The 20,407-nt window shown below is 63.8% G+C and carries 20 protein-coding genes and 1 pseudogene; 6 read left to right on the top strand and 15 right to left on the bottom strand.

What is annotated here, in order from left to right; genetic code table 11:
* Positions 1-85 precede the first annotated feature (85 nt).
* Positions 86-3,370: a transglutaminase domain-containing protein gene (locus NFR41_RS10485; protein WP_285833845.1), complete on the top strand. Its 3,285-nt coding sequence runs from the start codon at positions 86-88 to the stop codon at positions 3,368-3,370.
* Between the two features lie 61 nt (positions 3,371-3,431).
* Here NFR41_RS10485 and NFR41_RS02515 read toward each other — a convergent pair whose 3' ends face one another.
* A complete protein-coding gene (locus tag NFR41_RS02515; RefSeq protein ID WP_251230595.1) occupies positions 3,432-4,196 on the bottom strand; it encodes an alpha/beta fold hydrolase in 765 nt (254 codons plus the stop codon).
* A gap of 24 nt (positions 4,197-4,220) precedes the next feature.
* A complete protein-coding gene (locus NFR41_RS02510) occupies positions 4,221-4,643 on the bottom strand; it encodes a phasin family protein (protein WP_251230594.1) in 423 nt (140 codons plus the stop codon).
* 341 nt (positions 4,644-4,984) lie between these two features.
* Here NFR41_RS02510 and NFR41_RS02505 point away from each other — a divergent pair, with 341 nt between their 5' ends.
* Positions 4,985-5,632 carry a flavodoxin family protein gene (locus tag NFR41_RS02505; protein WP_251230593.1) on the top strand — a complete coding sequence of 216 codons (648 nt, stop codon included), beginning with the start codon at positions 4,985-4,987 and terminating at the stop codon, positions 5,630-5,632.
* An 84-nt stretch (positions 5,633-5,716) separates the two neighbouring features.
* Here the strand turns inward: NFR41_RS02505 and NFR41_RS02500 are convergent, their stop codons facing one another.
* The 3 genes from NFR41_RS02500 to NFR41_RS02490 all read right to left on the bottom strand — a co-directional run bounded on the left by NFR41_RS02500 (position 5,717) and on the right by NFR41_RS02490 (position 8,694).
* The gene (locus NFR41_RS02500; RefSeq protein WP_251230592.1) at positions 5,717-6,934 is read right to left on the bottom strand and encodes a hypothetical protein; all 1,218 of its coding nucleotides are present in this window, start codon (positions 6,932-6,934) and stop codon (positions 5,717-5,719) included.
* A gap of 207 nt (positions 6,935-7,141) precedes the next feature.
* Positions 7,142-7,417 (bottom strand): hypothetical protein, encoded by a 276-nt coding sequence (locus NFR41_RS02495; protein ID WP_251230591.1) that lies wholly within the window; start codon positions 7,415-7,417, stop codon positions 7,142-7,144.
* Positions 7,418-7,755: 338 nt separating this feature from the next.
* Entirely contained in the window at positions 7,756-8,694 is a 939-nt protein-coding gene (locus tag NFR41_RS02490) for a DMT family transporter (RefSeq protein WP_251230590.1), read from the bottom strand.
* Positions 8,695-9,021: 327 nt separating this feature from the next.
* On the opposite strand from NFR41_RS02490, the gene NFR41_RS02485 reads away from it, so the two are divergent.
* Positions 9,022-9,909: a LysR family transcriptional regulator gene (locus tag NFR41_RS02485; protein ID WP_251230589.1), complete on the top strand. Its 888-nt coding sequence runs from the start codon at positions 9,022-9,024 to the stop codon at positions 9,907-9,909.
* A 68-nt stretch (positions 9,910-9,977) separates the two neighbouring features.
* Here NFR41_RS02485 and NFR41_RS02480 read toward each other — a convergent pair whose 3' ends face one another.
* The 4 genes from NFR41_RS02480 to NFR41_RS02465 all read right to left on the bottom strand — a co-directional run bounded on the left by NFR41_RS02480 (position 9,978) and on the right by NFR41_RS02465 (position 13,525).
* Positions 9,978-11,399 (bottom strand): APC family permease, encoded by a 1,422-nt coding sequence (locus NFR41_RS02480; protein WP_251230588.1) that lies wholly within the window; start codon positions 11,397-11,399, stop codon positions 9,978-9,980.
* A gap of 326 nt (positions 11,400-11,725) precedes the next feature.
* Positions 11,726-12,751, bottom strand: coding sequence for an aldo/keto reductase (locus tag NFR41_RS02475; protein ID WP_251230587.1), 1,026 nt, complete (start codon positions 12,749-12,751; stop codon positions 11,726-11,728).
* A gap of 116 nt (positions 12,752-12,867) precedes the next feature.
* Positions 12,868-13,095, bottom strand: a complete 228-nt coding sequence (locus NFR41_RS02470) for an SPFH domain-containing protein (RefSeq protein WP_160212634.1) — start codon at positions 13,093-13,095, stop codon at positions 12,868-12,870.
* A 43-nt stretch (positions 13,096-13,138) separates the two neighbouring features.
* The gene (locus tag NFR41_RS02465) at positions 13,139-13,525 is read right to left on the bottom strand and encodes a GntR family transcriptional regulator (protein WP_160212633.1); all 387 of its coding nucleotides are present in this window, start codon (positions 13,523-13,525) and stop codon (positions 13,139-13,141) included.
* Positions 13,526-13,716: 191 nt separating this feature from the next.
* Between NFR41_RS02465 and NFR41_RS02460 the strand changes: the two genes are divergently transcribed.
* Together NFR41_RS02460 and NFR41_RS02455 are read left to right on the top strand one after the other, a co-directional pair.
* Entirely contained in the window at positions 13,717-13,995 is a 279-nt protein-coding gene (locus NFR41_RS02460; RefSeq protein ID WP_251230586.1) for a type II toxin-antitoxin system RelE/ParE family toxin, read from the top strand.
* A gap of 10 nt (positions 13,996-14,005) precedes the next feature.
* A complete protein-coding gene (locus NFR41_RS02455; protein WP_251230585.1) occupies positions 14,006-14,311 on the top strand; it encodes a HigA family addiction module antitoxin in 306 nt (101 codons plus the stop codon).
* 61 nt (positions 14,312-14,372) lie between these two features.
* On the opposite strand, the pseudogene NFR41_RS02450 reads toward NFR41_RS02455, so the two are convergent.
* The 3 genes and pseudogenes from NFR41_RS02450 to NFR41_RS02440 form a co-directional block, all read right to left on the bottom strand.
* A pseudogene (locus tag NFR41_RS02450) lies at positions 14,373-14,570 on the bottom strand (HepT-like ribonuclease domain-containing protein); the annotation flags it as partial.
* Between the two features lie 126 nt (positions 14,571-14,696).
* Positions 14,697-14,987 (bottom strand): nucleotidyltransferase family protein, encoded by a 291-nt coding sequence (locus NFR41_RS02445; RefSeq protein WP_251230583.1) that lies wholly within the window; start codon positions 14,985-14,987, stop codon positions 14,697-14,699.
* Between the two features lie 156 nt (positions 14,988-15,143).
* Complete coding sequence (locus NFR41_RS02440; RefSeq protein ID WP_251230582.1) at positions 15,144-16,004, bottom strand: ATP-binding protein; 861 nt, start codon at positions 16,002-16,004, stop codon at positions 15,144-15,146.
* 414 nt (positions 16,005-16,418) lie between these two features.
* On the opposite strand from NFR41_RS02440, the gene NFR41_RS02435 reads away from it, so the two are divergent.
* Positions 16,419-17,759: an ATP-binding protein gene (locus NFR41_RS02435; RefSeq protein ID WP_349665466.1), complete on the top strand. Its 1,341-nt coding sequence runs from the start codon at positions 16,419-16,421 to the stop codon at positions 17,757-17,759.
* Positions 17,760-18,070: 311 nt separating this feature from the next.
* On the opposite strand, the gene NFR41_RS02430 is transcribed toward NFR41_RS02435, so the two are convergent.
* The 3 genes from NFR41_RS02430 to nrfD all read right to left on the bottom strand — a co-directional run bounded on the left by NFR41_RS02430 (position 18,071) and on the right by nrfD (position 20,395).
* Positions 18,071-18,532 carry a DUF4405 domain-containing protein gene (locus tag NFR41_RS02430; RefSeq protein ID WP_251230580.1) on the bottom strand — a complete coding sequence of 154 codons (462 nt, stop codon included), beginning with the start codon at positions 18,530-18,532 and terminating at the stop codon, positions 18,071-18,073.
* Between the two features lie 7 nt (positions 18,533-18,539).
* A complete protein-coding gene (locus NFR41_RS02425; protein WP_251230579.1) occupies positions 18,540-18,911 on the bottom strand; it encodes a hypothetical protein in 372 nt (123 codons plus the stop codon).
* A gap of 191 nt (positions 18,912-19,102) precedes the next feature.
* The gene (nrfD, locus tag NFR41_RS02420; protein ID WP_251230578.1) at positions 19,103-20,395 is read right to left on the bottom strand and encodes an NrfD/PsrC family molybdoenzyme membrane anchor subunit; all 1,293 of its coding nucleotides are present in this window, start codon (positions 20,393-20,395) and stop codon (positions 19,103-19,105) included.
* Positions 20,396-20,407 lie beyond the last annotated feature (12 nt).

Raw genomic sequence — 20,407 nt, 5'->3', positions numbered from 1 at the left:
ACGGATGCGTCGCTTGCGCCGACATCGGGTTACGCGAGCGGCGCATCTGCGTATTGCACGAAGCTGACCAGCAGAAAGGGCTTCCATGCAGAAGACAACCGGCGCCCGGGCACTCTCCGTCCTCCTGGCTGCGGCCCTAGCCGCCACCCTCTGCCCGCTTCCCGCTTTCGCAACCGATGCCGCGCCATCAGGACTTGAGCCGCTGGCGGCGAACCAGGCGGCTGGCGATGCATCCGCGACACCTGCAGCATCTGCGGCATCTGCCGGCGGTTTCGCGACGGCCGAAGAGGCGATTCGGGCCGCGCAGTCCCTTGAGACCGACGGCGCCACGACCGTCCTCGTGGGGTTCGACCCGCTGTTCCCCGAAGACGGCTACACCGTAAGCATCTCGCCCGACGCGGCCGCAAGCAGCCTTGACGGCGCCGACAGCCCAGACGAGCCGGCAAGCGCCTATTCGCTGGGCATCGCTGCCGAGTCGACCACGCTGGGCGCCCTTCTGGATGCCGGCTGGGAAAGCGCGGCCCCAACCATCGACGTCACCTCCCTGGGGGCGCTGCCCGCCACCAACGAGCAGTTCAACGCACTGTTCCGCAGCTACATCGACCACATGCTGGACCGCCCTGGCCTCTTCAACGTGCGCACCTACCTAAACGCGGCGCTGAGCGCCGACCGCACGCAGATCGTGGCGCTCCTGCCCTCCTACATCACCACCGATGCTGACACCTTGGCCCAGATGCAGGCCGACTTCGACCTGAACGTTCAGCGGGCGCTGGCCTGCGTGGACGACTCCATGACCGACGAGTCGAAGGTGTACGCCCTGCACGACTGGCTGTGCAACCACGCCACCTACAACCGCGGCGCCGTGGCGCCCGACGCCGACCCGAACGACCCGGAAGCCGAGGACAGCGATGCGGCGAAGGCCTCCTACCCGTCGTTCACCGCCTACGGGTGCATGGTGGACGGTTTGGGCGTATGCCAGTCGTACATGTTCGCCCTGGCCTACCTGCTAGACCAGGCGGGAGTGGAGAACGCGCCTTTGCTGGTTACCTCCGAAAACCACGCATGGAACGCCGTCAATCTGGACGGATCGTGGTATCACGTGGATGCCACCTGGGACGACAACGACGACCCGGGCGCCGCCGGAAATCCGGACTACAGCTACTTCCTGAAAAGCGGCACCTGGTTCGCTTCGCCCGCTGCCGGCTACCACCCCCACAGCGGCTGGACCGACAGCGCCACCACCTACGGCTGGGATTCCTCCTTCACCGACGACAACCGCAACTTGGACGGCTACCAGTGGAAACGCTACGCCCCGCAGGGTAACAGACTGTGCGATTTCGTGAAGAGCAGCACCGCGGGAGATCTGGCGCTGGTGGTGAAGTACGACGCCCTTAAAGCCGGCGAAGACACCGATTTCTTCGCCCAGGGCTGGGGCGGCAAAGGCGACTACCTGTATTCGTTCCAGTCACCCATGCTTACGGACGGCCTGTCCGACTACCCCAACCTGGTGGACCCCACGAACGCCACCTTCAACAACGCCTATACCATGCAGGACGCAGGCTCTTTCCCCTTCGAGTTCACAGTATCGGGAACGTATCGGCTGCGCATCACGGTGCAGGACAACCTGTACGGCGACCGTCCGGTGAAAACGGCCTCGTCCAACCTTGTCTTAACGCTGAACAGCGCCGAAGCGCCTTCGGTCGCGAACCGCTGCGCCGCCATCGCCGCTCAATGCAACGCCAACCTGGGGGCGAACGCCACCGATTTCGATCGGGCGCTGTGGCTGCACGACTATCTCATAGACAATGCCGAGTACGACCTGCGGTTCGTCAACGCCGAAGGGGTTCTGGCCCGCGGTCTGGGCAATTGCGAAAGCTACCATGCCGCTTACTGCAACCTGCTGAAGGCGGTGGGCATAGAGACCGGCCGCATCGCCTCGGTGCCCGACAACCACGTATGGACCGCCGTGAGGCTGGATGGAAAATGGTACCAAGTAGACGTCACCTGGGACGATGAAAACGTCAAGGGGTTACCGGTAGACTTGCGCCACATCTATTTCGGCCTCACCGACGAACTGATGGCCCTAGCCCACCCTGGGCACACCCAGGCGGTAGCCGGCTACGAGTCCACATCGCTTGACGACAACTACTTCATTCGCACCGGCGCCATCGACCCCTTCGCAGACGAATTCGAAGCCGAGATCAACGAGCACCTGGCCAAAGGCGCCTCCTCGTTCTCTATCGAGGAGAAGATTCAGAACCACGCAGGCTGGCTGAGCGCCTACGACGGCGCCACCAAGAGCATCCTGGGCAACCTGATTGCCTACGAGCTGGGGCAACGTTCGTGGACCGCTACGCTGGGCGGTGTGCGGAAGAGCGTCGCGCTGAAAGTGACCTACACGAACAAGAGCAACGTCGCAACAGGGAAGAGCGGTGGCACCTTCGCCTTCACTGCTACTTACGCGGATGCGACCCATACGCACCGATGGGGCGCCTGGTCCACGACGACGGACGCCACCTGCACCGCAGCCGGGCAGCAGAAGCGCACCTGCAGCACCTGCGGCGCTAGCGAAACGCGAACCCTGGCGGCGCTTGGACACGGCTTCGGCGCCTGGGTGCGCGTGAAGGAGCCGACCACTCAGGCGCAAGGTCAGGACGCACGGACCTGCTCGCGCTGCGGGGCCAAGGAGACGCGGCCCGTGGCCAAGCTGCCCGCTCCCACCACCCCGGCCACTCCAACCGTCAAACCTGGGTGGTCGCTCGACTCGGGCGTTTGGCAATATCGCCACAGCGACGGCAGCCTGGCCAAGGGCGGCTGGGAGCGCATCAGCGGCACGTGGTACCTGTTCGACCGCAACGGCGGCATGCTCACCGGCTGGCAGAAGGTGAACGGCACGTGGTACTACCTGAAAGCGAGCGGCGCCATGGCCGAAGGGTGGCAGCAGGTGGGCGGCACGTGGTACTACCTCAAGCCCGGCAGCGGCGCCATGGCCGAGGGGTGGGCGTCCGTAGGAGGCGCCTGGTACTACCTCAAGCCCGGTAGCGGCGCTATGGCCGAAGGGTGGCAGCAGGTGGGCAGCACGTGGTACTACCTGAAGGCCGGGGGCGCCATGGCCGAGGGATGGGCGCCCGTGGGAGGCGCCTGGTACTACCTGCGCCCCGGCAGCGGCGCCATGGCCGAGGGGTGGCAGCAGGTGGGCGGCACGTGGTACTACCTGCGCCCCGGCAGCGGCGCCATGGTCACGGGTTGGCTGAACCTGGGCGGCACGTGGTACTGGATGGAGTCGTCGGGTGCCATGGCTACAGGCAGCCGCTGGGTTGACGGCGCGTGGAACCGGTTCTCGGGCTCGGGGGCGTGGCTGGGGGCTTAAGCCTTCAGCGATCTCGGGAAAAGCGCGACTCCTGAACGCCGCCCTGCCCGTCTTCCGGCCATCAAGCCCGAACTTCGGCCTCATTCGCCACCTGCACGAGCAGCTCCGCGAACCGGTCGGGCTTTTCCAGGTGCGCGTTGTGCCCCGCGCCGGAGACCGCGACCGTCGACAGTCCCGCATCGCGTGCGCGGTCGGCCAGGGCGCAGTACTTCCTATCGAGCGACCCTGCCACGTAGGTCAGCGAAACACCCATGTCCCGCGCACGCCCCAGCGCCGCCAACGTCTCCGACTGCAGCGACTGGTGCTGCTGGCCCCAGCCTTCCAAACTTCGGGCCAGCGCTTCCGCATCGAAGCTCGTACGCTCGCGCCTTACGGCCCGGCGAACCTGTGGCGGCAGCGACTGCTGTGTGGCGAACAGCGGCAGTGTCTCCCACCAGTCCATGAACGGCTCTACGCCCTCGTGGCGCAAACGTTCCGCCCACTGGGCGCTACGAGCCGCCAAGGCCGCGCGCCCGGCATCGTCTTGCGGCCCAAATCCCGCGCTTTCCAGCACCACGGCCGCCACGGGCAGGTCGGGATGGCGCACGAGCGTCTGCGCCGCCACGCGCCCGCCCATGGAATAGCCCGCCAGCACCACCGAAGCATTTTGCGCGCAAGACGTCACCAGCTCCGCAACCTGATCGCACAAACCCTCGAGCGTGCCGCATTCGGGCAGCCGGGCGTACAGGTTGGGAACTTCCACCGAATAGCCTGAAGCCCGCAGCTTGTCGGCCACGGGCTTCCAGGTAGCGGGCGTTTGGGCGAACCCATGCAGCAGCACGAACACGGGCGGCCCTCCTTCGTTCGGGAATTACTTGCCTTCGGTTTCGGCGCTATCTTCCTCGACAACGTCCTCCACGTCAACTACCTGGGCCTGGCCGGCAGCCGGCGCAGATGCCTCCGCAGCGTCGGCGGCCTGCTGCACCGCCTGGGCGGTCTCCTCGGCGTAAGCCGTCGCCTTCTTCGCGAAGTCAGCTCGCTCTTCGGGCGTCATGGTGCTCATGATGGCGCGCAGCACGTCCTCGCGCGTGTCTTTGGCAGCTTCGGCCGCCTTCTGCTGCAGCTCGGTCGTGACCTGCTTGCCCTGCTCCACGGTGATCTCGCCTTTGGCCACCAGCTGGTCCACCAGCTCCTTGGTCTTCTCGCCCGTGAGCGCCATGGCCCCCACACCCGCCAGAAAGACGTTCTTGAAACCTGCCGCTATGGTGTTGATGCCGTCGTTCGCGTTCGCCATGAGAGGCCTCCTTGCATCCGATTCCGTCGCTGCAACCATGATGCAACAAGTTCGCGAACGATGGGCGCGCACCCAGGCGTCGTTGCAAAAGAGTTTCCAAACCCCACCAACCTTACGAACGCATAAGAATGATGGGGCTGACAGAGGGCGGCTGACAGAGGGCACACCAGATGGCGCTCTTTTGCGATGACATTTGGTGCGACCCTCTGTCATCGCGGAACGTCGGTCTTTGCGCGCCGCCCAATGCGACCCCGCCGCGCCGCTCTTGCCGCGCGCCGTAACCCCACGCAACCGTGTTAGAATTTCCCCATTCCATACAAGACGAGACCAGGAGGAAGCCCATGAAGGTTCTGCTCATCAACGGAAGCGCACGGCCCAAAGGCAACACCCAGCGCGCGCTGGAGGAAGTAGCCGGGGCGCTGAACGCCGCCGGCGTGGAGACCGAGATCGCCTGGATCGGCGCCAAGGCCATCCACGGTTGTACCGCCTGCGGCACCTGCGGGCGGCGCGGCGATAACAAGTGCGTGTTCGCCGACGACGTGTGCAACGAGCTCATCCAGAAGGCCGGCGAGGCGGACGGCCTGGTCATCGGGTCGCCGGTGTACTACGCCGGTATGAACGGATCGCTGGTGAGCCTGCTCGACCGCATGTTCTACGCGGGCGGGTCGCTCTTCCGCTTCAAGCCGGCGGCGGGCATTGCCGTGGCGCGACGGGCCGGAACCACCCTCACCGCCGATCAGATTGACAAGTACTTCCAGATCAACTGCATGCCGCTGGTGTCGTCCACCTACTGGCTGGTCGCCCACGGCCGCGAGCCGGGGCAGGTCCACGCCGACGCCGAGGGCATGTACACCATGCGCACCCTGGGCACGAACATGGCCTGGCTGCTGAAATGCATCGAAGCGGGCGAAGCCGCCGGCATCCCCGCCCCCGAACTGGAGCCCAACAAGCCCTGGACCCACTTCGTCCGCGAGGATCTGCTGGCATAGGGAACATCAAGCCCCGAACAACCCATCAACAAAACGCCCGGCCGCCCCAAGGAGAGCGGCCGGATTTACGTTATCAGCCAGTGATTAGTAAATGCTGAATCCGGCGTAGCGCGAAGACGGGTCGGAATAGTCCAGGTCCGGAAGCTCGACATTCAGGTAAGATCTGCCCGCACTGCTCTCCTCGACGCCGACGATATCCCACATCTCGCCACCAGGGAATCCTGGCAGACTCAGCTGCCGCGTCTCCGGATCCCAGGAGCCCTCCCATGTTCCGGCAAGGTCCTTTGGAGCAGAGAAGGTAACCGCACAAGTCCCATCGGCATGCAAGCTAAAGGAGCACTCGCGACCTACGTTACTGCTTCCTACCTTGCCGTCGAAATACCATGCCTCCCGGTCATCTCCGAAATACGCGGACACCGTCGCGCCGAACTCGGCAGCCTCGCTCAGCTTCTGCAGCTCTTCAAGCTCATCGCCTTCGGCATCAGACATTAAGCGATTGAAATCGACCATCGCCTGCTGATAGTCGCCTCGCGCGTAGGCCTCCATCGCCGCCGTACGCTCTGCCTCTCTTTCGGCTCGGCGCTCGTTCTCCTGGGCATCGCTCGCCTCCTTCGCCATCTCTTCCGCATTGGAGAAGTCACCGAGCTCATAAAACGCCATTTTCGCCTTGGCATACTCGCCCCGCTCGAATAGCTCCATGGCCTTGTCGTAGTCGGAGAGCTTTGTGAGGTAGCTCGATACGAACACGCCCACAACCGCCAGCGCGACTACAGCAATCGCGGCTACCGCAATCGTTATGTTCCTACGCTTGACCTTGCGGGCCGCCTCCGCTGCTGCAGCCGCGCGCTCGTCAGCTGCACGCTCGAGAACAGTCTCTTCCTCGGCTCCTTCGGAGGTCAAGACGCCGTAGGAAGCGTGGCAACCGATGCATTCTTCGCGACCCACGTTCGGCCGACCGCAAGGACACACCCACCAGCCCTCTCCCTTAACCAGGCCTTTATCAGCAGCGGCCGCCAAATGCGCATCGGTACCGAATGCAACGCGGGGCGCCCATAGGCGATCATAGCGCTCGCGCCTTGCTTTCTCGGATAAGCCCAGCTCGGGGTTCGCCAGCTCCAGCTGCCGATCGATCGGGGCGGACCAGACGCCCTTCGCCGTACGCGCGGACAGGATGCGCCCGCTCACCGCCTCCACGTCTCCGCGACTAAGCGCCTGCGCGAAAGAGCCGCACGAGCCTGCCGCAATATCGGCGTCAAGCTGCTCAACCTCTACATGCTCCGCCGAACCGGTCGCACAGGCCACGTCGAAGGCTGCCTTGAACGACCCCACCATCTCGCGGGAGACGTTGCGAACCTTCGCCTGCAGGTAGGCCTTACCGGTGACGACGTCGCGAGAAACCTGCACCACCTCCAGTTCGAGCGGGCAGCAAGCTTCCCAGCCCGAAACTCTCGCGCCCCGAGTGCTCGCGTCTGCGCGAAATACTACTTTGTAATCGGCCATGCGTACCCCTTACAGAGCCGGCAGCTCGTCCTCGAGCTGCGCGGGGGCGGAAGTGGTCGGGGTAGCCGCCGGGGCACCGCGGTCGGGCAGCGCGCATACGTACAGCGCGAGCGTCAGCGGAGACAGGAAGATGCCGACGAGCCACGGCACAGCGGCCCCCTGCGTGTAGTGACCTTTCTTCTTGGCCGCCGAAACGAACAGGGCGGTCGCCACCAGCCAAACTACGATTGCCATAACAGCGACAAGCAGGATCGTCGTCACCATTGCGTCTTGATAACCGTACATAAGCCGAACACTCCTTTCGATGGGTAATACGTCCGGCTTATTTTCACGGAAAAAAAAACATTTTGTTGCACAACATTTTGGAACGCCGCTTCGGAGTGCATTGCGGCCGGAGCCGCACCGCAGGCGGGACGGACGGAACCTCATCGCGGGGGGCGGGCGGAACCGCGCATACCGGGCAGGTTGGGACGTTTTTATGCACGAACCTGCCCCGTATGCACGCCAGCTACCCCCTCCCGGGGGGGGAGGGCAGGGCGACGCTCGGACAAAGGCGGCGTTCGGGCGGGAGCGGCGTCTGTGCAAAGGCGACGCCCGTGCGAAAGCGGCGTGCTCGGGCCGCTCTACGCCGAGGCTGGCGCGGTCGATGTGGGGGCTGCGCCGGCTGCCTTCGCGTCTTGGCGGCCTTCCACGTAAGTGGCGGCCACCACGGCGCCCACGATCAGCGCGGCGCCTGCCAGCCCCACAAAAGACAGCGTCTCCCCCAGCAGTAGGAACGAGAACAGCGCCGTGAACACCGGCTCGCCCGTGAGCAGCAGCGACACCGTGGTAGACGGCAGCTTCTCCAGCGAGACGTTCTGCAAAAAGAACGTCAGGCACGTGGACAGCAGCGCCAGAAACGCGATGGTCCCCCAGGCCATGGGGCTTACCTGGGCCACGTCCACCATGGGCTCGAAGGCCACGGCGCACGCCAGGCACAGCGCGAATGCCATGCCAATCTGGGTTCCCGCGACGGTGATAGCGTCCAGCTGCGCAAGCCCCTTCTTTCCGAACACGAGCGCGCCGGCCAATGCCACCGACGACACCAGCGCTAGCACCTCGCCGACGCCGAAGACCAGGCTGCCGCCGTTGCCGCACAGCAGCAGAAGCCCCGCCACCACGACCACCTGAAACGGCAGAAACGCCAGCGGGTAGCGGGTGCGGTTCACCAGGCTGGACAGGATGGGCGCGAACACCACCGGAAGCGCCACCAGAAAGCCCACGTTAGTGGCCGTGGTGAAGTCCAGCGCCACGTTGCAGCACAGGTACGACAGCGCCATGCAAACGGCGGCAGGCAGCCACGAACGCACCTTCGCCGCGCGCAGCGACCGAACCATGCGCTTGCCGAAGAACAGCGCGAACACGGCGCTGGCCAGCCCAAAGCGAATGGCGAGGCACCACAGCGGCGTGATGGAGTCGTAAGCCATCTTCGTAATGGCGTTACCCGAGCCGAAAATGAGCGTCTCCAGCACGATAAAGGCCACGAAGGGCCACTTCAGATTCGATTGCATAAGCCGCGCCATGGTTCATCCTCCTCGCAGCGCCCCAATCCGTTCCGGACGCCGCGCTCGTGTCGTCATCAGCCTTCTGTGCGCCGACGCCACGTCCCGCCAGGGATGCAAGGTGCACAAAGAGCAAGGCCCCTTACCCTGCCTGGGGTCGTTTCAATCTGTTACGGAAACGTTGCTCATTGTACGAAACCAGCTGAAACAAGTAAAACGAGTATTTATTGATATATCTTAAAGAATCTCTTGTTATATTCTACCGCGCATCCTACCATCAGGGAAGATGCTGCCGGTAGGCGACCACGTGTCCGCCCCCCACCAAGTCGTCGCGCAGAAAGGATGCCCATGGCGAACCAGAAGTACGAGGCGTTCCTCACCGTCGCCCAGACCCACAGCTTCAAAGAGGCCGCTGCCCGCATGGGATACACCCAGGCCGGCATCAGCTACCTGGTGAATTCCCTCGAACGCGACCTGGGGCTGCCTCTGTTCGTGCGCGACTACGGCGACACGCGCCTCACCGCCGACGGCCGCGAGCTCTACCCGCTCGTCCAGGCCGCCCACGCCGCGGAGCACCAGCTGGAAACCCATGTAGCCGAACTGAAGCATCTGGAAGGCGGCCTTGTGCGCGTGGCGGCGTTCACCAGCACGGCCATCCAGTGGTTCCCCCACATCGCGAAGGCCTTCCTCGAGGCCTACCCGCTCATCGACCTGAAGCTGCTGTGCATCGACGACGAGCAGGCCCTGGCCGACGCAGTGTGGAACGGCGACGCAGACTGCGGCTTCTGCGTGTCGCCCCTGCGCTACGACTTCGACGCCGTGATGCTGCGCCGCGACCCGCTGCTGGTGGCGGTATCGCCGGATAACCCGAAGGCGACGCAGCGCTTCTTCACCGCCACCGACCTGGCCGAACAGCCCTACGTGCAGCTCATGAGCAACGGGCGTCCATCCGAGATGGAGGCCCTGTTCAAAGCCAACGGCGTAGAGCCCAACGTGCGCTTCACCGTGGACAGCGACTACGCGGTCATGAGCATGGTCAGCGCCAACCTGGGCTTTTCCGTGCTGCCGGACCTCATCCTGCGCGAGCCGCCGTTTCCGCTGGTGACCATAAGAACGAAGGCCGCAGCCGCCCGCGACATCCACCTGATCGCGCGCTCCCGCACCTCCGCCAGCGCCGCCACCCGAGCCTTCATAGAAACCGCCGAACGCTGGGTGGCCGAGAACTACGCAGGCTGACCGGCGGGGCGCCGCAGGAGCCTGCAGCCGGCGAAGGTCGCCCGCGCGCTGCAGCCGGCGGCGCCCCCCTACAGCCCGAAAGCTAGGTTCAGCGCCAACGTGAGCAGGAACAGCCCCGCCGTCACGAGCGCGAACAGGCCGATGCGCCGGGTGTCTCCCACAGCCAGGCCCGTCTTGGGGTCGACAGGATGCGCTTCGGGATCGACGCAGGTCAAGCCGCCGTAGATGCGCTTGAACACCACGTAGGCCACCACGCCCGACGCCAGGAACAGAACCGTTGCCGGAAAGTCGCCGATGGGCGTCAGGCACAGCGCGAACGTGGCGATGCCGCAGGCCAGCACCGCGAACGACCACGGCCGCACCCGCCCCTTGATCACGTACATGTCGGCGGACCGCTCGGCAACCGGGTACATCTTGCGCAGCTTCATCACGATGAATCCCAGCAGCATGTAGCGCGCTAGGATGAACACGATGTCCATCTCGATAATCGACACGAAATCGAACTGCGAGAACACCAGCGACGACAGCGAAATGGTGAGCACGCCCACGTAGGGGCTGCGCCCGGACTTATCCACCTTGCGGATGAACCGCGGGAACAGGTTGTCCTCGGAAAGCACCCAGAAGCTGCGCGAGCCGCTGGCAAGGTAGGTGTTGTAGATGGTGCACTGGCTCATGATGGCGATGATCAGGAATATGACCACGCCGGTATGCCCCAGCACCATGGAGAAGATGGTGCCGTAGCCGAGCACGTTCTCGGAGAAGCCGCCCTCGATGCCCCATTCGGTCCACGTGCCCTCCGGGTACGCGCCCAGGCACGCCAGCGTGGGCAGAATGTAGGACAGCGCGATCAGCGGCAGCGCTATGCGGAAGCCCTTGGCCACGTTGCGCGAGTCCTCGTACTCGCCGGACATGGCGGCGATGCACTCGTAACCACAGTACATCCATATACCCAGGCTGAGCGCCTCCACCAGGCAGCTCATGGGGTTTTCAGGATTGGCGAACACGGGGTCGAAGGGGTTGGCCTGCCAGTTCATGAAGCCGAAGACCACCGCCATGCCGAACACGATGAGGATCAGCACCGAGAAGAACGTGCTGATGCGCTCCACCTCGATAAGCCCCACCAGGTTGATCACCGTGAAGAACGCGATGACGAACAGCTTGAACACAAACGTGCCCGCGTCGTCCAGCGAGAGCAGCTGCGCCGTGTAGCCGCCAGCCATGGCAATGTAGGCGCCGGAAGCGATGTAGGTGTCCATGGAGGTCCACCAGCCGGCCTGAAATCCCCAAAACTCGCCGAAGGTCTCCTTAGCCCAGGCGTAGATGCCGCCCTCGCGCGGCAGGATGGAGTTCGCCTCGGCCACAAGGGAGCTGATGGGGCGCGCCCACAGGAAGGGCAGCACGATCAAGATGATAAGGGTAAGGCCGGGGCCTGCCGAGGGAATAATCTCCTCTATGCCGAAAGCACCGGCTGAGACAAGGCAAAACAGCATAAAGGCAATGCCGAGTGCGCTGATATTGCTCTTACGCAGGTTTGCGATGGAACCATGGGGAGGGTTCGGGGGAAACGGATCGGGTGCGCCGGATTGCACGGCCGCGACACCCTGGGGGCTTGCTTGCACCTCGCGATGAGGTAGGACTGCTCCATCGGGAGGCTGCTCGTCGACAGACAAGGTAAACCACCCCTTTCCGTATCACTTCCTTTGCAGAAATAGCGGGCATGCGCGCTCGAAGGCGCAACGAAACAGTTTAGCCCATGCAGGCGTTGGCAAGGACCAGAATTTCCGTTCGGCAAAAATAACGGCGTGCGGTGCAGGCCCTACACCTGCACCTTTCCTGCCAGCACGGCGCGGTAGTCGTCCAGGTTCTGACGAAGCAGGCTGGGGATGTCCAGCTGGTAGGGGCAGCGTGTCATGCACACGCCGCACTCGGTGCAGTCCTCCACCAGATTCATCTTCTCCTGCCATTCGGGCGAGAGCCACGCCTGCGAGGGCGCGCGACGGATCATGAGCGACATGCGCGCGTCCATGCTGACGGGGATGCCCGCGGTGCACGGTGCGCAGTAGCCGCAGCCGCGGCAGAAACCGCCGGCAAGCTGGGTGCGCTCGGACGCGAAGAACGCCTCCATCTGGGGTGTGACCTGCGGGGTGTCGCCCATGAACGCCAGCCACTGCTCCAGCTCGCACGCCCGCTGCACACCCCAGATAGGAAGCACGTTGGGGTAGCGGGTCATGAAGGCCATGGCGGCTTCGGCGTTGGTGATGAGACCGCCGGCCAGGCCTTTCATGGCGATGAAGCCCACGTCGTTGCGGGCGCAGGTTTCCACCAGGGCGACCTCGCGGTCGCTGGCCAGGTAGCTGAAGGGGAACTGCAGCGTCTCGTACAGGCCGCTTTCCGCAATCTCCTCGGCCACCGCGATCAGGTGCGCCGTGATGCCGATGTGGCGGATAAGCCCGCGCTCGCGCGCCTCCAGCAGGCACTCGTACATGCCGGTGCCGTCGCCGGGCCGGTAGCAGCGGGGCACGCAGTGCAGCTGGTAGAGGTCCAGGTAGTCAGTGCCCAAGGTGCGAAGCGACGTCTCCAGGTCGCGCCAGAAGCCCTCCGGCGTCTCGGCCATGGTCTTGCTGGCGATAGCCACCTGGTCGCGCACGTCGGCCAGCGCCTTGCCCACGCGCTCCTCGCTGGTGGTGTAGGCCCTCGCCGTGTCGAAGAAGGTCATACCGCCCTCGAAGGCCCGACGCACCAGCGCCACCGCCTGCTCCTCGGTGCAACGCTGGATAGGCAGCGCCCCGAAAGCGTTCTGCGGCGATGCGATGCCCGACTTGCCCAAAACCACGGTGTTCATGAAAGCCCCCTGCCCGATTGCGACCGTCCCCTGACGAGCATACCGCTACCGGGCGCCGCTAAAACGCATCTCGCCAATTCTACAAACAGCCCGCGCGCAACCCGGCGGGCCGTCCCCTACCGCCCCAGGTCGCGAGCGGCTTGGGCGGCGTTAGCGGCGGTTTCGGTGAAGCCCTCGCTGTAGGCAGAGGGCACCACCACCATGGACCCGTTCTCCCGCACGCTGTCGTAGACCAGGTTCATGGTGCGCACGCGCTGGTCCACCTTGGCGGCCTCGGACTCCACGATGGGGATGGTGAAGTAGATGCCCGGCCCCGCCAGGCGGTAGAAGCGCCCGAAGCGCATGATGACCGCTTGCTCCGAGCCATAAATCCCTCCGTGCCGTCCGCTAACTCTCCCGACGCCTTGCAACCCTCCTGGTGACCTGGTTCACCACGTCATCCAGGGGGACCCCCAACTCCAGGCATTGGTTGATCATCATGTCGATGACGGTGTCGGCCGGCGAGTCCTCCACCGCTTCGGCCGGGCGCGCCAGCTCGTTGACGAAGGTGCCCTTGCCCCGCCGCGACATGAGGTAGCCGTCGTGCAGCAGGCTGAGGTACACCTTGTTCACCGTGTTGTAGTTGATTTTCAGGGCGATGGCCAGCTCGCGCACCGTGGGCAGCTTGTCGCCGGGCTTGTAGTAGCCCGAAGCGATCAGGTACACGATGCGGTTCTTCAGCTGCAGCCAGATAGGCGTGGAGCTGCTCTCGTCTATCTCGAAGGCATCCTGCACCTGGTACTGCCCTTCTCCGCGTCGGATACGTTGCCGCCATGGCTGCAAACAAACAAACAACTGCAAATCGTCTCTACCATATAAAATAGAACATTAATATGATATTATGTATCTGTATATAAAACATTTGTTTTCAAAATGTGGCATGGGGCGATTAGGAACGGTTGACGTTAATAACGCAAGGGGTTACTATGATCGTATCGTTCGGAGACAAGGATACGGAGCGGCTGTTCGGGAGAAACCGCGTGAATCGATTCGCCTCTTTCGAGCGAGTTGCTCTGCGAAAACTGCGGCAGCTGCAGATCGCAGGGGATCTGCAGGATTTACGCATTCCGCCCGGCAATCACCTGGAGAAACTCTCGGGCAACCTGGAAGGGTTCTGGAGCATTCGCATAAACGACCAGTTCCGCATCTGTTTCGAATGGACGAGCGCCGGGCCCGCGGGCGTAACTATCGTCGACTATCATTAGGGGGTCGAACATGGCAAAGCATCTCGCGCCCGTAACGCCGGGCGAATTGCTGAACGAGGAATTTCTGAAGCCCATGGGCATTTCGCAGTACCGTCTCGCCAAGGAAACCGGCATGCCCGCACAGCGCATCGGCCAAATCGTTCTGGGACGCCGGTCGATCACCGCCGAAACCGATTTGCGCCTCTGCCGTTTCTTCGGGCTCACCGACGGATACTGGCTACGCGCGCAGGATGCCTACGACCTGGAGATGGCGCGACAGAGAATCGGCGGAGAGCTGGAGGGCATCAAGCCCTGGAGCTGCGCCGCTTGTCTTTAGGGGCGGCGGTCCGCCAAGCAAGCACCTCGCCAGCCTGGGACACTACCGGGTATGCCGAACATTATTCTACGACCTTCTTCAAGTGGTCATAAAGGGCAGGAATATCGGCTTGGATGGTGTTCCACGCCCACAGCGGGTCAACAACGCCGTAATCGTGGGCGATAATGCTGCGGAACCCCCGAATTGCATGCCACGGCATCTCATCTTCTTCCACGAACTCTTGGCTCAGAGCACCGGCCAGTTCGCCAATCTGGAAACGGGCATGAGCAACATGTCGAAGAAGGCGTCATTGTCAACGAACGACTGGCCGTCAATTGCGAAATCATCTATGCGCCGTTCAATGCTTTTGCAGTGGACGCAGATCTGGCGAAGGACAAGCCGGTCGCTATCGTTCATACAGCAATACCCGATCGCGAAGGTATGAGGAGCTCACGAAATCATAGAGCGCGCGTTCAGTCACCACGTCGACGGGTCTCTGAAACAACCCGCTCAGATCTTGCTGGAAGCCTCCCGCGCTGAAAAGGGAAAACGTTGGCCCCGTCTCCAAACACAGGTCGATGTCGCTATCGTCGCCGGCGCTCCCGCGTGCATAGGACCCGAACAGGTACACGCGATCGATGTCGTAAGACGACGCCACGTCGCGAACGCACGATTCGATATCCCTGAAGGCGAGCATGGAGGTTTCCTTCCCTTGCCGAACAGGCTCATTATACACGCACGGCTGCACATCGTAGAGCAGCGTTGGCAACAGACAGAGCCTCGATCGGCCCCGGGATGGCAGCAGTGCGATTCGCGCAGCGCCGAAAGATGCTTCGACGGCGCACGAGGCCGGCTAGGGGCGTGTATCCAGCACGGTGCCGTCGCGGCCGATGGTCACCACGGACCAGGGGATGAACTTGCCGCTTTGCTGCAGCGCCCTGATGGCGGCGTTTTCCAGGCCGCCGCAGCAAGGCACGTCCATCCGCAGCACCTCGACGCTTTGGATGGGGTTGTTCGCGATAATGGCCGCCAGCTTCTCGCTGTAATCGATGTTGTCGAGCTTCGGGCAGCCGACAATGGTCACGCGCCCCGCCATGAAGTCGCGATGGAACGCCCCGTAGGCAAAAGCTGTGCAGTCGGCGGCGATAAGCAGCTTGGCATTCTGGAAGAAGGGGGCCGTCACCGGGACCAGCTTGATCTGGCAAGGCCACTGGGCCAGCTGGGACGGGATGGGGGCGACAGAAGGCGCGGCAGGCACCGGAACGTTCGCGGCTGACGGCACCCCCGCAGCTGGCACCGCGCCCGCAACAACCGGTGCAGCAGCGGGGTCGGGCCGCAGCGACGTGGCAGCCGAGCCGGGACAGCCCGCAGGTGCGACGCCTGCGCCGAACGCCGACGTCTCGCGCAGGCTCGTAGGCGCCGAGCCGGGGCAGCCGCCCGCAAACCGACCGTCCTCGCGAGCCTCTTCGGCGGCTTTGGCCATCTGGGCCGCCAGCACCGCCGCCTCGTCGTAGGCAGGCGCGTCGCGCTCGACGAAGGTGATGGCGCCCGTCGGGCATGCAGGCAGGCAGTCGCCCAGGCCGTCGCAGAAATCCTCCCTCGTCAAACGCGCCTTGCCGTCCACCATGGCGATGGCGCCCTCGTGGCAGGCGCTGGCGCACAAGCCGCAGCCGTTGCACACATCCTCGTCGATGCGAATGATTCTCCGAAGCATGGTCTACCTTCCCTTCGCCCTAAACGCGAGCCTTCGTCCGCGGCGGAAACTCGACACCGCCAAGCAGGCGCCTCGCCAGCCCGGCGCGCTACCAAGCGCAGCGCCTTGCCGACCGGGCGCTCCGTCAAGCATAGCGCCCGCAGCCGCCAACAGGAAGCAGCCGTTACCCGTTCGATTCCAGAACAGGCCTTGCCGGCACACCCTCTCAAGCGGGCTGTTTCGCCGCCTACGCCCCTGTCGCGAAAGGAAGCCCATAACGGACCTAGCGCCCAGTACTTGGCACCAGGAACTGCGGTTGTTCCAGGGCATTGCGTCTGGAAAATATGCATTTGTCGAAGAAAATGCCTTGGAAACGATGTACTTTTTGGCTAATCTACTCTGGAATTGATGCAATTATATACTTGAACAGGTGAAATGATGCTTCAGAGAAAGATACTCAACACCTTCCGCCAATGGAAAGAGGAGAAAACGTCCGAATGCCTCTTGGTAAAAGGAGCGCGCCAGGTGGGAAAAACGTTCGCCATCAGGCAGTTCGGGCAGGAATCCTACGAGAGCGTCGTTGAGCTCAACTTCATCGAGAGCCCAAGGCTAAAGTCCGCTTTCGACGAGGAGCTATCACCCCAGGAAATACGGAAACGCATAACGCTGCTCCTCCCCGGTGCCTCGTTCGTTCCAGGGAGAACCCTGCTCTTTCTTGACGAGATTCAGGAGTGCCCCAACGCGCGAACAGCCCTCAAATTCCTTGCCGAGGACAGCTCGGTGGACGTTGTCGCATCAGGATCGCTTCTGGGCATCTCCTACTCCGAAGTGTCGTCCATTCCCGTGGGCTACGAGCGCCAAATAGAGATGTCGGGACTGGACTTCGAAGAGTTCCTCTGGGCGGTCGGCTACTCCGAGGAAGCCGTTCGCGCCATTCGTGGCCACCTTGCGAACTTCGAGCCCTTCCCCGCCGATATCCACGAGACGCTTCTCGGCAAGCTTCGGGAGTACCTGGCCGTGGGAGGAATGCCCGCCGTCGTCTCGGCCTTCGTGAGAGAGAACAGCTTCGCTACCGCTTTCACAGAGCAGGAAATGATCCTGAACGCATACCTTGACGACATCGCGAAGTACGCCACGCCGCGGGATAGGAACAAGGCCAGAGACTGCTACCTGTCGATTCCGCGCCAGCTGGCGAAGGAGAACACCAAGTTCAGATACGGCGTTGTCGAGAAAAAAGGCTCGGCTCGCAAGTTCGAGACGGCGCTCGACTGGCTGCGGGACGCGAACCTCATTCGCTATTGCCGCTCCGTCACCACCGCAAGCTTCCCCCTTCGGGCCTACGAGGACGAGCAGAGGTTCCGGGTTTATCTGAGCGATCCAGGACTGCTGTGCGCCATGTACGGGTTCGACATGATGGCAGCCATCGTCGAAGACAAACTTCAAGGGCCCATGAAAGGAGGCCTCTACGAGAACCTTGTCGCTGACATGCTGGCAAAAGCGGGGTTTGACCTGCATTACTGGATGAACGACAAGGGGAACATCGAAATCGAGTTCCTGCTTGAGCACGATGCGAGCGTAGTGCCCGTCGAAGTCAAAGCGAAGAAGGGGGCAACCGCTTCGCTCAACACGTTTTTGGAACGCGACGATATCAGCAGAGGGTACAAGCTGTCGGCAGGCAACATCGGAGTCTCAGGGAAGAAAATCACGTTGCCCCTGTACGCTGGCGCATTCCTGAGAGACATCATCGCGGTGCAACCCTTGCCGAAACAAGATTGATCGAGAGAGCGGACGGCACGAGAGGGTTGATTGTTGAGGCAAGCGCAACTGCGACAACGGAAGCACCGATATGCTTGCATGCGTCCTTTCCCATGGCTGCCTTCTATCTTGCATAGCAGGAAGGCGCATGGGGCCATGTTGCGACATCGGATATACCTGCACCTTGCGACACCGACAGACACAGCGCCCAGTCCTTGGCGCTAAACACGGCAATCATTCCCCAAAGCCCCGAAGTTCGGGATTTCGTGCACTCGAGCACGAAAGACAAGGTCACCGAGTCCGTCTCACGCCAGCGCTTTCGCCCGCTGGCGCTATTTCGCCCGCAGGCCCCGCCAGTGCAGGAAGGCGTGGACCAGCAGGGCCGCTAGCAAAAGCTTGGCCGAGAAGGAGTGCAGCGGGTCCCAGAAGAAGTAGCCCGGCGAGAAGAGGCCCATCGCCGGCAGCACCGTGGCCGACACCATGAGGCCCGACACGGCGCACAAGGCAAGGGAGGCGAACACCAGGCAGTCGACCGCCGCCCCCAGCCGCAGCCGCCCGCCGCGGCGTGCGAGCGCGGGGAGCCGCCAGGCGTGCGCCCCGCAATGGACCAGCAGCGCCACGGTTGCCGCCAGGCCCAACCATTCGTGGGCCGGCACCCCCGTGAGCACGGGCAGCATGGCCGCGCCCGCCAGCACCGCCAGCACGACCACGGCCCAGCGCCTGCGCACGAAGGCTCCCAGGCGCGGTTTCCGTCCGGACGCCTCGGCGCCCGACCTGCGATTCTCACCGGTCACAGCCATGCTACCTCACCCGCTTCACGACAACCACCAGCCCCATGACCAGCAGCACCGGCAGCACCACCCACAGGTTCAGGCTGGCGTCGGAGGCCTTGTGGTACCGATCGGCCAGCACGTCCCACCCGTGGCATTCCTCACTCGTGCAGGGGGATTCCGGGCAGGTCATAAGCGTTGCGCCGTCGGGCTCGGGGACGGACTCGTAGTCGTGGCAGCGCCCGTCGGCGCACCCGGTGGCCGGGCAGGGGGAATCCGCGGCGATAGGCTGGGGCAGCCCAGCTTCGGGCACAAGGGCCGAAGCACCCAGCGCAAGACCCGCGCACACAGCCGCGAACAGGGCGAACGCCAGCACGATGCCCGCCGCCTTCCCTTTCGCCATCGCCTCTCCCCTCTTCCGCATGCCAGGCAGCCACCTAACTTGCCAAGGCCGCCAAGCCCGCAGCCGACCCGACGACCCGCCCGCAGGCGGCAGCGCCGCACGCACCATCACCTTAACCAGCCGGTGCCGCACCCCTCGTACAGGCACGGCACCGGCAACGTCGCGCAATCATCGAGCTCCCGCGCTGGGCCTTAGTCCTCTTTCGGACGCAGGGGCAGGAACTTCACGCCCAGGCAGAAGATGAGCACGGCCAGCGCCACCACGCCCAGGGCCACGCCGAACTCCAGAGGCGTCGGCCAGTACACCAGGCCGCTGTAGGCCCCGCTGAAACCGGATTCCCAGTTGGTCACCGAAAGCGAGGTCACCGGACCGGGCATGTCGAGGTTGGTCAGCTGGAAACCGCCCACCAGCAGCTGCACGCGCTTGCAGAAGATGCCCGCGATGGCCAGCACGGCGCCCACCGCCAGCAGGCCGGGCTTGCGCAGCGAAGGCACGAAGCACACCGCCGCGCACAGGATGCACCCGATGATCTCCACCCAGAAGAACGGAGCCAACGGGCCCGACACCAGCATGGTCACAACCTCCATGCCGCCGGCGGCCGGGAAGGCCTCGGTCAGCAAATCGCAGCCGAAGAAGTACAGGTCTACGCACACGAAGGCGCCCAGAAGCTTCGCCAGCTTCACCAGGTTCTCGCGACTGAACTCCAGGTAGCCGGCCTTGGAAAGCCCCATGCACACCAGCATGACCAGCCCCGTGCCGCACACCAGAGCCGACGACACGAACCAGGGGGCCAGAAGCGCCGTATGCCACATCTCGCGCCCCACCTGCAGCCCGAAGATCCACGCGGTCACGGAATGCACCAGCACCGCGCACACCAGGGCGATCACGCTGATCACGCGCAGGGCGGCAGCGGACACCTTGCCCTTCTCGGACTGCACCTGAGCCCACAGGTACACGCAGGACAGGATAAGGTAGGTGCCCAGCACCACGATGTCCCACATGAGCGGGGAGCCCAGGTTCGAATAGGCGAACAGCTCCCACAGCCGAATGGGCTGGCCCAGGTCGACCACCACGAAGCCGATGGCAGCCACGGTGCAGGCGATAGATGAGTACACCGCCACCTTCGAGATGCCGCCGAAGCCCTTGATCCCGAAGGCCTTCGGCACCGAGGAGATGATCAGGCCGCCGGCGGACAGGCCCACGAAGAACATGAACATGGTGATATAGAGGCCCCAGGAGTCCAGGTTGCGCATGGCGGTCTGCACCATGCCGCCGGAAAGCTGGATGCCCCACAGCGCCACGCCGGCCACGGTGAGCACGCCCGACACGCCGATGGCGGCGTTCAAGGCCGCACCACCCCAGGCCTGGGCCTTCTCCTTGGCGCGTTCGGCGCTGCGGCCGGCAGCGCTGGCAGCCTCGCGCCCCCCTTCGTTGAAGTCCATCTCGTCGGACACCGCAACGTCGGAAAACTGCATATTCGTCATCGATCGGCCCTC

Origin of the sequence: Adlercreutzia aquisgranensis, assembly GCF_943193145.1 — a bacterium.
In the GTDB taxonomy this organism is placed as follows: Bacteria; Actinomycetota; Coriobacteriia; order Coriobacteriales; family Eggerthellaceae; genus Xiamenia; species Xiamenia aquisgranensis.
The sequence above is the reverse complement of the archived record's forward strand: the minus strand, read 5'-3'. Positions and strand labels throughout refer to the sequence as shown.